The organism is Leisingera sp. McT4-56, from assembly GCF_020514995.1.
Classification (GTDB): domain Bacteria; phylum Pseudomonadota; class Alphaproteobacteria; order Rhodobacterales; family Rhodobacteraceae; genus Leisingera; species Leisingera aquaemixtae_A.
The window spans coordinates 23,245-35,698 of sequence record NZ_JAJALF010000019.1 but is presented as its reverse complement, the minus strand read 5'-3'; the positions used below and the strand labels follow the sequence as shown (position 1 = coordinate 35,698).

Sequence of the window (12,454 nt, the reverse complement as noted above, 5' to 3'; positions counted from 1 at the left end):
TGGACTATTGAGGCTGCGGACCGGACATGATTTCCCCTGACGACCTGATTGCTCTGGTCCGCAACTACAACCCCAAGACAAACGCGGACAGGATCGCCGAAGCCTATGCCTTTGGCGAGCAGATGCATGACGGGCAGTTCCGCCACTCGGGCGAGCCCTATTTCACGCATCCGGTGGCGGTGGCCGCCATCCTGACCGAACAGCGCCTGGATGATGCGACCATCATCACCGCGCTGCTGCACGACACCATCGAAGACACCAAGGCCAACTACGAGGAAGTCGCCCGCCGCTTCGGCAATGAGGTGGCGATGCTGGTCGATGGCGTCACCAAGCTGACCAACCTGCAGCTCAGCAGCCGGGAGACCAAGCAGGCGGAGAACTTCCGCAAGCTGTTCATGGCGATGTCCAAGGACCTGCGGGTGATCCTGGTGAAGCTCGCGGACCGCCTGCATAACATGCGCACGATCAAGGCGATGCGCCCGGAGAAGCAGGCCCAGAAGGCGCGCGAGACAATGGATATCTATGCGCCTCTGGCGGGCCGCATGGGGATGCAGTGGATGCGCGAGGAGCTGGAGGATCTGGCCTTCCGCGTGCTCAATCCCGAAGGCCGTCAGTCGATCATCCGCCGCTTCGTGACCCTGCAGCGCGAAACCGGCGACGTGATCCACAGGATCACCGGCGACATGCGGCTGGAGCTGGAAAAGGCCGGGATCGAGGCGGAGGTCTTTGGCCGCGCCAAGAAACCCTATTCGATCTGGCGCAAGATGCAGGCCAAGGACCAGGGCTTTTCGCGGCTTTCCGACATTTACGGCTTCCGGGTGATTACCGGGTCGGAAGAGGACGCCTACCGCGCGCTGGGCGCCATCCACCAGCGCTGGCGGGCGGTGCCGGGCCGGTTCAAGGATTACATCAGCCAGCCGAAGTCCAACGGCTACCGTTCGATCCACACCACGGTGTCGGGCCGCGACGGCAAGCGGGTGGAGGTGCAGATCCGCACCCGCCAGATGCACGACGTGGCAGAAACCGGGGTTGCGGCGCATTGGTCTTACCGGGACGGTGTGCGCACCGAGAACCCCTTTGCTGTGGACCCCGCCAAATGGATTGCCTCGCTGACCGAGCAGTTTGACGCCGAGGACGACCACGACGAATTCCTCGAGGCGGTGAAGCTCGAGATGTATTCGGACCAGGTGTTCTGCTTCACCCCCAAGGGCGACGTGATCAAGCTGCCCAAGGGTGCCACGCCGATCGACTTTGCCTATGCCATTCACACCCGCATCGGCCATGCCTGCGTCGGCGCCAAGGTGGACGGCATCCGGGTGCCGTTGTGGACCCGGCTGCGGAACGGCCAGTCGGTGGATGTGATCACCGCCGAGGGGCAGACCCCGCAGGTGAGCTGGCTGGAGATCGCCACCACCGGCAAGGCCCGCACCGCCATCCGCCGCGCCCTGCGCGAGGCGGACCGGGCGCGCTTCGTCAAGCTGGGCCACGAGCTGGCGCGCTCCGCGTTTGAGCACGTCGGCAAGAAGGCCACCGACAAGGCGCTGGAAACCGCTGCCCGCGCGCTGCGCGCCAGCGGGGTGAATGAGCTGCTGGCGCGGCTGGGCGCGGCCGAAATCACCGCCCATGATGTGGTGCAGTCGGTCTATCCGGAACTGACCACCGGCGACGGCGACGAAATCTCGCCGCGCAGGGCGGTGATCGGCCTGGAGCCGGGGCAGAGCTTTGAGCGCGCGCCCTGCTGCCAGCCTCTGCCGGGGGAGCGCATCATCGGCATCACCTACCGCGGCCGCGGGGTGGTGGTGCATTCCGCTGATTGCGACAAGCTGGGCGAGTTCGAGGACCAGCCGGAGCGCTGGATGGACGTGCAATGGCACAGCGGCACCCATCCGGCTGTCTATGGCACCACGCTGGAGCTGACCATCGGCAACGACGCCGGCGTGCTGGGGCGCATTTGCACATTGATCGGCGAGAAAAAGGCCAATATCTCGGATCTGGAATTTGTAGACAGGAAACCAGACTTTTACCGGCTTATGATCAATGTGGAGCTGCGGGATGTGGAGCAGTTGCACTCGCTGATGCTGACGCTCGAGGCGGAAAGCGATGTTGCCGCGGTGGCGCGGTTCCGGAACAAACCGGAAGAGCGCCACTATACGGGATAAGCCGCCGAAACTCTGAGCCGGGAACTGGGAAGGACGGACAGCTTTGGTATTCAGGCGCCGGGACAGACGTCCGCCCCTCCGGGCGCTGGCTGACTTCCTCTGGCCGCGCGGCGGCTGGGGCCGTGCGTTCCTGTATGTGAAGCACCGGGTGCGGCGGCTGCCCGATTCCCCCGAACGCATCGCCCGCGGCATCTGGGCCGGGGTATTCACCACCTTCACACCGTTCTACGGCCTGCATTTCTTCATCGCTGCTTTCATCGCGCGGATGATGAACGGCAACATTCTGGCCTCGCTCAGCGCCACATTCTTCGGCAATCCGCTCACCTATGTGCCGATTGGCGTCGCGTCCTTGCAGACGGGGCACTGGATTTTGGGAACCGAATTCGATCAGGAGGTCGACAAATCCCTGGTGGGCAAGTTCCTGGCCGCCGGGGGCGACCTCAAGGACAACCTGATCGCCCTGTTCATGGACCGGCCCGCCGACTGGCAGGGCCTGCACCTGTTCTATAACGAGGTGTTCTATCCCTACATGATCGGCGGCATCATTCCCGGCGTCATCTCGGCGACGGTCTGCTATATGCTCAGCCTGCCGGTGATCCGGGTCTACCAGCAGCGCCGCAGGGCCAAGATCAAGGCCAAGTTCGACGCGATCAAGAAGCGCGCCGAAGTCGACAGCGGCGCCTGAGCCGCCCGCCGGATTGTACCATTATTGCCTGCAGGCTTGCTCTTGCCTGCCGTCTGTCTAGTCTTTCTGGCAAGGCTTTGACTTCAGACGGATGAGATATCTCTCATGGCAAAAAATCAGCTGCGCCTGGGCGTGAACATCGATCATGTGGCCACCGTGCGCAACGCCCGCGGCGGCGCATATCCGGATCCGGTCCGCGCCGCAAAACTGGCGGAAGAGGCAGGCGCCGACGGTATCACCGCGCATCTGCGCGAAGACCGCCGCCACATCACAGATGCCGACATCGATGCGCTGATGGCGGCGCTGAACGTGCCGCTGAACTTCGAGATGGCGGCGACGGAGGAAATGCAGAGGATCGCCCTGCGCCACAGGCCGCACGCGGTTTGCATCGTGCCGGAAAAGCGCGAGGAGCGCACCACCGAGGGCGGGCTGGACGTGGCTCGGGAGGAAAACCGCCTGGCCCATTTCATCGCGCCGCTGCGCGATGCGGGCTGCCGGGTGTCGATTTTCATTGCTGCCGACCGCAGGCAGATCGACGCCGCCCACCGCATCGGCGCCGAGGTCATCGAGCTGCACACCGGCGCCTATTGCGACTACCACGCCGAAGGCCGGTTTGAAGACCGCGACCGCGAGCTGGAGGCGCTGCTCGAAATGTCCGCCTATGCGCATGCATTGGGACTGGAGGTGCACGCGGGCCATGGCCTTACCTTTGACACCGTGCAGCCGGTTGCGGCCTTCCCGGAGGTGAAAGAGCTGAACATCGGCCACTTCCTGATCGGCGAGGCCATCTTTTGCGGCCTCACGCCGGCGGTGCAGGAAATGCGCCGCCTGATGGACGCGGCGCGCGGCTGAGAGCTGCCGGTCAAAATATGAAGCCGGGGCAGGCAATTGCCGCTGCCCCGGGCCAGTTCTTTTCCTCGCGGGGGTGGTCACTCCAGCTTGCCGGGCAGGCTCAGGTCGCCTGATGCGATATCGAACACATCGGTCACGCACAGCAGCGGGGCGTGGATGTTTTCATTGACCTGCAGTCCTGCCGTTACCCCGTCAAAGGCCAGCGCCTCAGCCGCCAGCGGCACCGTCAGGCTGACCTCCTTGCCGTTCAGGACCGGGGAATACCCGGGGCTGTCGATGTAGAGCGGCAGACCCGGCCACGTCGCGGGCAGCGCAGGCGCCGCACCTTCGGGGATGTCCTTGACCGACAGCATCCCTTCGCCGCAGCCATCGTTGGGGGTCAGCACGACCCAATGGCTGTGCCAGCCGGCACCATCGTTGGCCAGATCGCCATCGCCGTTCTCGTCAAACAGCGGCGTGTCGTCAAAATCCGGATGCGCGGTGGCAACCAGCGCCAGCGTGCCGCTGCCAGCCTCAAAGCCCGCGGCTGACGGATCCAGCGACAGCGGCCAGACATAGGCCTGCACCCCGGCACCGCCCAGCGAGCCTGTGGCGGCCGGCACGGTGCTGCCGGCCTCACCGCCGGTTGCCATCCGGAAGGTGACATGCCCGCCGCTGCGGCTGGCCTGCACGCTGCGGATGTCGGTGTCCGGCGCAATTCCCTCCTTTGCTTCCGACAGCAGCGGCTCTGCATGGGCAGCGGCGTGGCTGCCGCCCGCCTGTGCTGTTTGCCCGGCTGCTAAGGCGGTAAGCGCCGCCGCAAAATACGCGAGTTTCATTTCGACCTCCTTGGTTTCGACTCGACGTCATTTTGATAGTAGCGAGTCGATAATATTGCAATGGTAATTTTGACTCGCTATCAAGCTTGCATGACAGCGGCACATGAAATCGCCAGCCTCCTTGACCGGCTCTCGCGCCTGCATGGCACCGGGCGCCGGGCCGCCGGGCTCAATCCGGCGCAGGCGTCGGCGCTGGACTACCTCGCGCGCGCCAACCGGTTCTCCCGGACGCCGTCGGCGGTGGCCGATTACCTGTCAGCCACCCGCGGCACGGTTTCCCAGACGCTGAAGTCGCTGGCCGCCAAGGGGCTGGCCGAGGAAGGGCCGGGCGGCAGCGACCGGCGTTCACGGCGTTATGACCTGACACCGCAAGGCCGGGCTGTGGCCGATGCGCTGGACGCTACGCCGCCCGTGGACCTGCCGGACCGCCAGATGGAGGACGTCCGGGATGCGCTGCAGCAACTGGTCAGGGGCATGATCAAAGCCCGCGGCGGGCGCAGCTTCGGCCTGTGCCGCAGCTGCCGCCATCACCGGACGTCTGCTCAGGGCGCCCATTGCGCGCTGCTGGACGTGCCGCTGCAAGACGAGGAAACAACGCAGATCTGCCAGGAGCATGAGTCGGGCAGCGCTGAAAATACGCAGGCCGATGGCTGCGATGCGGGGGGAAGGTGAATATGCAAGTCAATCTGATCCGTTACGGTCTTTGGTGGATGGGGGCCTCTGTCGCGATGCTGCTGGCAGGCCTCCTGCTGGGGCAGTTCGGGATCGCCATGCCCGCAGGGCTGGCGACGGTGCTGCCGCCGATGATCGCCTCTGTTGTGGAAGGGATGCGCATTGCCCGGGCGACCCGCGCACCCCTGCCGGGCAGGGATGCCTGGTTCTGCGCCGCGGCAATGACCGGGGTGGTGGCGGTGCTGACCATCATCCAGCTGCCGCTCTACTGGAACAGCCCGATGGTGACAGAGGCGCGGCAGACAATTCCCTTTGTCTACCTCGCGGGCATTTTCCTGCTCCTGCTGGCCGTCATCCTGATGGTCAACCGCCTTTTCCTGGGCCATGGCATCAAACTGGGTCTGAAGCGGCTGGAAGAATGATCCTGGGCATCGGAACCGACCTCGCCAATATCGAGCGCATCCAGCGCACGCTGGACCGGTTCGGCGACCGCTTCCGCAACCGGGTGTTCACCGAGACCGAGCAGCGCAAGGCCGAGCGCCGCCGCGACGTGGCCGGCACCTACGCCAAGCGCTGGGCCGCCAAGGAGGCCTGCTCCAAGGCGCTGGGGACCGGCCTGCGCATGGGCATCGCCTGGAAGGACATGGCGGTCACCAACCTGCGCACCGGCCAGCCGGTGATGCATGTGACCGGCTGGGCCGCGGAGCGGCTGCAAGAGATGACCCCGCCCGGCCACGAGGCGGTGATTCACGTGACATTGACCGATGACCACCCCTGGGCGCAGGCCTTTGTGCTGATCGAAGCCCGTCCCATTGCCGTGAACCCGGCGGAATTGCCCTCCGGAACTTGACTTGCCCCCTTCAGGCCCGCATGTAGCCCCGGACCCTGTTTCCAAACCGGAGAGCCTGATGACGGCCAAAGCAAAGACCGGCAGTTCGATCCTCGAGACGGTGAAGACCATCGTCTACGCGCTGCTGATCGCCGGTGTCTTCCGCACCCTGTTCTTCCAGCCCTTCTGGATTCCGTCCGGTTCGATGAAGGAAACCCTGCTGATCGGGGATTTCCTGTTCGTGAACAAGATGGCCTATGGCTATTCCTATGCCTCCTGCCCCAGCATCCGTTTCCCGGCGGTCGGCCTGAACATCGACGCCAAGAACATCTGCGGCTTCCTGGACGGCGACAACACCCGCCTGATGGGCGGCGAGCCGGAGCGCGGCGATGTGGTGGTGTTCCGCCATCCGGTGAACGGCAATGACTTCATCAAGCGCCTGATCGGCCTTCCGGGCGACAAGATCCAGATGAAGAACGGGGTGCTGTTCATCAACGGTGAAGCGGTGAAGCTGCAGGATGCCGGCGAGTTCGAGGAAGTGATGGAGCGCCAGGGGCCGCAGGGCTCGATGCCGCGCTGCGAAAACGCGCCGGTGGGCCAGGGCGCCGTCTGCAAGAAGTCGCGCCAGGTCGAAACCCTGCCCGGCGGCAACGAGCATGTGATCCTGAACATCACCAACCAGGGCATGGACCACACCAGCGTCTACCAGGTGCCCGAAGGGCATTACTTCTTCATGGGCGACAACCGCGACAACTCCTCGGACAGCCGCCTGCCGCAGTCCGCGGGCGGTGTGGGTTTCGTGCCGTTTGAAAACCTGATCGGCCGCGCCGACCGGATCATGTTCTCCTCTGCCGGGCGTTCGATGCTCTATTTCTGGACCTGGCGGAGCGACCGTTTCTTCAAGGGGATCCAGTGAAGCTGTCCAAGGAACTGCGCGCGTTCGAGGAGCGGATCGGGCACAAGTTTGCCCGCCCCGACCTGCTGCAGCGCGCCGTGACCCATGCCTCCGTCTCCTCCTCCACCCGCAAGGACAACCAGCGGCTGGAGTTTCTGGGTGACCGGGTGCTGGGGCTGGTGATGGCCACCGCGCTCCTGGAGCACGACAAGACCGCCAGCGAAGGCCAGCTGGCGCCGCGTTTCAACGCGCTGGTGCGCAAGGAGGCCTGCGCCGATGTCGCCAAGGAAATCGACCTTGGCGCGGTGCTGAAGCTGGGCCGCTCCGAGATGATGTCCGGCGGCCGCCGCAAGCAGGCGCTGCTGGGCGATGCGATGGAGGCGGTGATTGCCGCAGTCTACAAGGACGCGGGCTTTGACGCAGCGGCGGAGATGATCCTGCGCCTGTGGGGCAATCGCATCCATCAGGTCGAAAGCGATGCGCGCGATGCCAAGACCTCGCTTCAGGAATGGGCGCAGGCGCGCGGGCAGAAGCCGCCGGCCTATGTTGAGGTTTCCCGCAGCGGCCCGGACCACGCGCCGGTCTTCACCATCGCGGCGCGCCTTCAGGACGGCACCGAGGCGCAGGCCACCGCAGGCTCCAAGCGTCAGGCCGAACAGGCTGCCGCCAAGGCGCTGCTGGAACAGCTGGGCTAAGTCTCAGACCACGCGGATATAGCCCGCAAGCCCGGTTTTCTGGTGCTCGATCACATGGCAGTGGAACGCCCAGTCGCCGGGATTGTCCGCGACCAGGGCAATCTCGGCCACCTCGTCCTTCAGCAGCAGCATTGTGTCGGTCACCAGCGGCGGCAGTGTCCGCAGGTTGGAGCGGATCGGCACAAAGGCCAGCCCATGCAGATGGATCGGGTGCAGGTTCGGCGATTCGTTCCTGAGCCGCAGCACATAGCTCTTGCCCCGCTTCAGGGTGGCAAGCGGGCCAGTGCCCTTGGCCGCATCGCCGGCCCAGGGGGTGCGGTTGATCGACCAGAAGCTGTAGCCCATCGAGCCGCAGTAGCCGTCATTCGGCGGCCCGCCCTCCGGCGTCCAGCCAAAGACGAAATCATGAACCTCAGCCTGTGCCAGGTCCGGCCTGGAAACCGGGTTGGCAGGCAGCGGCTTCAGCTCCCGCAAATCCCGCACCAGGTCCGCGCCAACGGACCTCAGCCGCGCCATGGTGCGCGTGGGCTGGCCTGGAAGCTCTGCCAGCAGCTCCGCCGACTGCCCCTCGTCTGCGGGCATCCGCACTGCAAAATCCACCCGCTGTCCGGGGCCAACCAGCAACGGCTCCTTGGCCGAGGGCAGGGGCAGCTCAATCGCTACCGGATGCCCGTCCCAGGCAATGATCCGCGCCTGAGCGGTGCTGAGGTGCAGTTTGTAGATCCGGGTGGTGTCGGAGTTCACCACCCTGAGCCGCACCAAACCGCCGGCCGGATGATCATAGACCGGCGCTTGCAGCCAGTTCGCGGTCAGCACATTGCCATGTGTCCCGCCGCGTGCGGCCCCGCGCGCGGTGTAATAGGGCAGGAAGGCGCCGTCCTCATCCAGCCGGAAATCCCGCAGGTTAACCGCCTGATCGGCGTCGAACCCGGGATCTTCCGCTTCCCGGATCACCATCACGCCGGTCAGCCCATGCGCCATCTGCGCCATGGTCATGCAGTGCGGGTGATACCAATAGGTGCCGGCATCCGGCGGGGTGAATTCATACTCGAACACCTCGCCGCCCGCGATCGGCATCTGGGTCAGGTACGGCACCCCGTCCATCGCGTTGGCAATCCGCAGCCCGTGCCAATGCATCGCGGTGTAATCTTCGGTGCCATTGGCCACCCGCAGCCGCATGGGCTTGCCCCGGGTGCCATACAGAACCGGCGGCGGCGCATCCGGCGACAGGCTCACCAACCCCTGGGTCGGCGTCTCACGGAAAGTAAAGCTGGCAGGCTGGATCGTCAGCTGATGCGCTGCAGGCGCGCCCGCGAGGCTCCATCCCCCCGCGCCAAGCGCCCCGGCAGATGCAGCAGTGCTAAACAGAAAGTCCCGGCGGTTCATCAGGCAGGCCCCCTTGTGTGCTCTCGAAGAAAGGCCTGGCTGTCGGATTGGCTTGGCGCTGCGGTTTTCACACGGGATCTGCCACAGGTCTTTGACATAGGGCAAGCCTGTGAGATTGCGCCTGAAACCCGGTTTCAAAACGCCTCTGGCCCCTGTGGGTAAAATCCTGTAGGGGATCGGCTCTGCAAACAGGATGTGTATTGATGACCACACGCGCCGGATTCGTTGCCCTGATCGGAGAGCCCAACGCGGGCAAATCCACCCTTCTGAACCGCATGGTCGGGGCCAAGGTCTCGATCGTGACCCACAAGGTACAGACCACCCGCGCCCGCATCCGCGGCGTGGCGATGGAGGGCGACGCGCAGCTGGTGTTCGTTGACACCCCCGGCCTGTTCAAGCCCCGCCGCCGCCTGGACCGCGCGATGGTGGCCGCCGCTTGGGGCGGTGCCGCGGACGCTGACGTTGTGGTGCTGATGGTGGAGGCCCACCGCGGCATTACCGAAGGCGTTGAAACCATCCTCGAAGGCCTTGCTGAAATCGGCGAGGGCCGCACCGTGGCCCTGGCAATCAACAAGATCGACAAGGTGCCGGCCGAAAAACTGCTGGGCCTCACCCAGGATCTGAACAGCCGCTACACCTTTGCCGAAACCTTCATGATCTCGGCAGAGCGCGGCCACGGCGTCGACGACCTGCGCCAGTGGCTGGCGGGCAAGCTGCCGGAAAGCCCCTGGCTCTACCCCGAGGACCAGATCGCCGATCTGCCGATGCGGATGATCGCGGCGGAAATGACCCGCGAGAAGCTGACCCTGCGCCTGCACCAGGAGCTGCCCTACCAGCTGACCGTCGAGACCGAGAAATGGGAAGAGCGCAAGGACGGCTCCGCCCGGGTCGACCAGATCATCTATGTGGTCCGCGACGGCCATAAGGGCATCGTTCTGGGCAAGCGCGGCGAGACCATCAAGTCCGTCTCCCAGGCCGCCCGCGCCGAGCTGGAGGAATTCCTGGGCCGCAAGGTGCACCTGTTCCTGCAGGTGAAGGTGCGCCCGAACTGGCTGGAAGAGGCCGAGCGCTATTCCGAAATGGGCCTCGACTTCAAGGACGGCAATTGACGCCGCCCATGCATTTCACCTTTGCAGAAATACTCCCGCCGGAGGCGCCCGCACTCGCCTTGCGCGCGGGCGCTGGCGAAGGTGCGGCATGACCCGCCTCACCGCCCGGTTCTGGGTTGACGCCTACCTGGCCCGCCTGCGGTTTCAGGACATCCCGGCCTTCATCACCTCTCATGGCGACGACACCGCCGGCGCGGTGCTGGTCAAGCTCAACACGCTGGACGGCCAGGCCCGCGCCTTTCACCGCACCTATGACCTGATGAGCGGTAACCGCAAATGGGATGAACTGGCCGCCGGGGGCGAGGCAGAGGTCGACGGTTCCATCCGCCGCCAGCGCCAATTCGACCCCGACCTCTGGGTGATTGAGGTCGAGGACCGGCAGGGCCGCCACCTGCTGGACGAACCCGGTCTGGAATGACCCTGCCGCTTGCAGCCCGCCCGGCAATGCGCTCTGGTGGGGCGGACCGCAGGACAGGGAGGCCCGGTGTTGGAGTGGCGTGATCACGGCATATTGCTTTCGGTGCGCCGCCACGGCGAAAGCTCGGCCATCATTGACGTCTTCACCGAGGAACACGGGCGTCACGCGGGCATGGTCCGCGGCGGCGCCAGCCGCAAAATGGCGCCCATCCTGCAGCCCGGTGCACAGCTGGACGTGACCTGGCGGGCGCGGCTGGAGGATCACCTCGGCAGCTACCACGCCGAACCGCTGCGCAGCCGGGCGGCGGCGGCGCTGTCCGGGCGGCTGGCGCTGGCGGGGCTCAATACGGTCACCGCGCTCTTGTCCTTCTGCTTGCCGGAACGCGAGCCGCATCCGGACCTATATACCCGCAGCGAACGGCTGCTGGATCTTCTGGGAAATGAGGCGCTCTGGCCGCTCGCCTACCTGCGCTGGGAGATGGCGCTCTTGGAGGAGATGGGCTTTGGACTGGACCTGTCGGCCTGCGCCGTGACGGGCAGCCGCTTCGGGCTGGCTTATGTCTCGCCGAAAACGGGGCGGGCTGTTTCACGTGAAGGCGCTGGCGGCTGGGCGGACCGGCTGCTGCCGCTGCCGCCGGTGATGCTGGGCCAGGGCGATGCAGAAGATGCCGAAATCGTGCTGGCGCTGCGCACCACTGGCTATTTCCTGGAGGCGCATCTGGCACCGTCGCTGGGCAACCACCCGCCGCCGGAGGCGCGCGGCCGGCTGCTGGATTTGCTCAGCCGCCGGCTTTGAACAGCATCTCGCGCCCTTCCTCATTGCTGAGGATCAGCACATCGCCGGACACTTCCGACAGCGACATTTCCTCCAGCGCCTTGAGAAATACCGCCTCCTCTGCCAGCTGCGGGCAGGCTGCGCGGGTCACCGCCAGCGGCCCGGTCTCGAACCAGGGATAGGGCGCGGTCTGGCCGCCGTGAAAGCTGTTGCAGGGTGCGCGGCCGGCAATCCTGCCGGGTTCAGGGAAGGACAGGGTAGCGGCGGCGGCAAACGGGTCGCCATCAATGCTGTGCAGCTGCCACGTCTTGCCCGCGGCGCCATAGGCCGACAGGGTTTCATCGCCGGTGCAGGCACTGGCCAGCAGCATGGAACAGATCAGGGCGGCACACCGCATCAGGGCCTCCAGCAGCCATGGACAGGCGCAGTTTGAAAGGCGGCAGCAGGCAACACAAGACCGGAACCGGGAAAGTGGTCACACAGCCTCAGTTCGCGCGAATGATTTCAGCGACCTTGCGGCCGATCTCGCTGCTGGCCTTGACTGACGGGTGGATCATGTCCAGCGCGTGATAGGAACGGTCGCCATAGGGCACCATGTCCTTGTTCGACAGGAAGTAGATGCCCTCATCCTGTTCCGCCATCCTGCCAATTCGGGCTTCCAACTCGTTGCCCTCGTCGCGGCAATGCTCGATCATCGACCCCACCCCGGGGCTGCGCAGGTAGCCGATATAGATCACCCTGGCGCCGGTCGCGCGCAGCTCCGACAGCATCGCGGGAATGGCCCCGTTGCGCCCGTCAGCCGAGATCAGCTTGTCCATCTTGCGGTCGCAGGCAAAGCAGCCGCAGCCGAGCCACAGGTCGTTGCCGCCGCCGTTCACGATCACCCAGTCCCATTCCCCGGGGGTGTACTGTTTGCCGATGTTCATCCCGGCGGCCCCCGATATGGGCAGCTTGTAAAGAATCCGCGCGGCTGAAACCGAACGGTCCACCACCGGTTCCTGCAATTCCCGCGACACCGTGTCCGAGATGGAATTGCCCGCGAGGCTGTGCCAGGCCAGAAGGGAATCCCCCATCGCCAGAATGCGGGGGGACTGGTCCGGCGGCACCGCACTGCCGCAGGCGGACAGCAGAAGCAGAAACGGCAGAAGGAGGCGGCGCAAAA

15 protein-coding genes are annotated in these 12,454 nt (G+C 65.4%); 11 read left to right on the top strand and 4 right to left on the bottom strand.

Features of this window, described 5'->3' with window-relative positions; genetic code table 11:
* Positions 1-26 precede the first annotated feature (26 nt).
* The 3 genes from LHL23_RS17870 to LHL23_RS17860 all read left to right on the top strand — a co-directional run bounded on the left by LHL23_RS17870 (position 27) and on the right by LHL23_RS17860 (position 3,696).
* Positions 27-2,159, top strand: coding sequence for a RelA/SpoT family protein (locus LHL23_RS17870; RefSeq protein ID WP_222481554.1), 2,133 nt, complete (start codon positions 27-29; stop codon positions 2,157-2,159).
* A gap of 43 nt (positions 2,160-2,202) precedes the next feature.
* Positions 2,203-2,844, top strand: a complete 642-nt coding sequence (locus LHL23_RS17865; RefSeq protein ID WP_222481556.1) for a DUF2062 domain-containing protein — start codon at positions 2,203-2,205, stop codon at positions 2,842-2,844.
* 105 nt (positions 2,845-2,949) lie between these two features.
* Entirely contained in the window at positions 2,950-3,696 is a 747-nt protein-coding gene (locus tag LHL23_RS17860) for a pyridoxine 5'-phosphate synthase (RefSeq protein WP_226430940.1), read from the top strand.
* 77 nt (positions 3,697-3,773) lie between these two features.
* On the opposite strand, the gene LHL23_RS17855 is transcribed toward LHL23_RS17860, so the two are convergent.
* Positions 3,774-4,514, bottom strand: coding sequence for a hypothetical protein (locus LHL23_RS17855; RefSeq protein ID WP_226430939.1), 741 nt, complete (start codon positions 4,512-4,514; stop codon positions 3,774-3,776).
* 90 nt (positions 4,515-4,604) lie between these two features.
* Here LHL23_RS17855 and LHL23_RS17850 point away from each other — a divergent pair, with 90 nt between their 5' ends.
* The 5 genes from LHL23_RS17850 to rnc are packed head-to-tail and all read left to right on the top strand — an operon-like array spanning position 4,605 to position 7,605.
* Positions 4,605-5,186, top strand: coding sequence for a MarR family winged helix-turn-helix transcriptional regulator (locus LHL23_RS17850; protein WP_226430938.1), 582 nt, complete (start codon positions 4,605-4,607; stop codon positions 5,184-5,186).
* A gap of 2 nt (positions 5,187-5,188) precedes the next feature.
* Positions 5,189-5,608, top strand: coding sequence for an ABZJ_00895 family protein (locus tag LHL23_RS17845; protein WP_226430937.1), 420 nt, complete (start codon positions 5,189-5,191; stop codon positions 5,606-5,608).
* A complete protein-coding gene (gene acpS / locus LHL23_RS17840) occupies positions 5,605-6,036 on the top strand; it encodes a holo-ACP synthase (protein ID WP_226430936.1) in 432 nt (143 codons plus the stop codon). Before LHL23_RS17845 ends, acpS begins: the two co-directional genes overlap by 4 nt.
* Positions 6,037-6,094: 58 nt before the next feature.
* Positions 6,095-6,931 carry a signal peptidase I gene (gene lepB / locus LHL23_RS17835; RefSeq protein ID WP_226430935.1) on the top strand — a complete coding sequence of 279 codons (837 nt, stop codon included), beginning with the start codon at positions 6,095-6,097 and terminating at the stop codon, positions 6,929-6,931.
* The gene (rnc, locus tag LHL23_RS17830) at positions 6,928-7,605 is read left to right on the top strand and encodes a ribonuclease III (protein WP_226430934.1); all 678 of its coding nucleotides are present in this window, start codon (positions 6,928-6,930) and stop codon (positions 7,603-7,605) included. Before lepB ends, rnc begins: the two co-directional genes overlap by 4 nt.
* A 3-nt stretch (positions 7,606-7,608) precedes the next feature.
* Here the strand turns inward: rnc and LHL23_RS17825 are convergent, their stop codons facing one another.
* The gene (locus LHL23_RS17825) at positions 7,609-8,991 is read right to left on the bottom strand and encodes a multicopper oxidase family protein (protein ID WP_226430933.1); all 1,383 of its coding nucleotides are present in this window, start codon (positions 8,989-8,991) and stop codon (positions 7,609-7,611) included.
* Between the two features lie 203 nt (positions 8,992-9,194).
* Between LHL23_RS17825 and era the strand changes: the two genes are divergently transcribed.
* The 3 genes from era (at position 9,195) to recO (ending at position 11,313) form a co-directional block, all read left to right on the top strand.
* Complete coding sequence (gene era / locus LHL23_RS17820) at positions 9,195-10,100, top strand: GTPase Era (protein WP_226430932.1); 906 nt, start codon at positions 9,195-9,197, stop codon at positions 10,098-10,100.
* 88 nt (positions 10,101-10,188) lie between these two features.
* Complete coding sequence (locus LHL23_RS17815; RefSeq protein WP_226430931.1) at positions 10,189-10,518, top strand: DUF1491 family protein; 330 nt, start codon at positions 10,189-10,191, stop codon at positions 10,516-10,518.
* A 69-nt stretch (positions 10,519-10,587) separates the two neighbouring features.
* Positions 10,588-11,313 (top strand): DNA repair protein RecO, encoded by a 726-nt coding sequence (recO, locus tag LHL23_RS17810; protein ID WP_226430930.1) that lies wholly within the window; start codon positions 10,588-10,590, stop codon positions 11,311-11,313.
* On the opposite strand, the gene LHL23_RS17805 is transcribed toward recO, so the two are convergent.
* Both LHL23_RS17805 and LHL23_RS17800 read right to left on the bottom strand, forming a co-directional pair.
* Positions 11,297-11,689, bottom strand: coding sequence for an META domain-containing protein (locus LHL23_RS17805; protein WP_226430929.1), 393 nt, complete (start codon positions 11,687-11,689; stop codon positions 11,297-11,299). The two genes, recO and LHL23_RS17805, sit on opposite strands and share 17 nt — an antisense overlap.
* Before the next feature lie 88 nt (positions 11,690-11,777).
* Positions 11,778-12,452, bottom strand: coding sequence for an SGNH/GDSL hydrolase family protein (locus LHL23_RS17800; protein WP_413229485.1), 675 nt, complete (start codon positions 12,450-12,452; stop codon positions 11,778-11,780).
* Positions 12,453-12,454 lie beyond the last annotated feature (2 nt).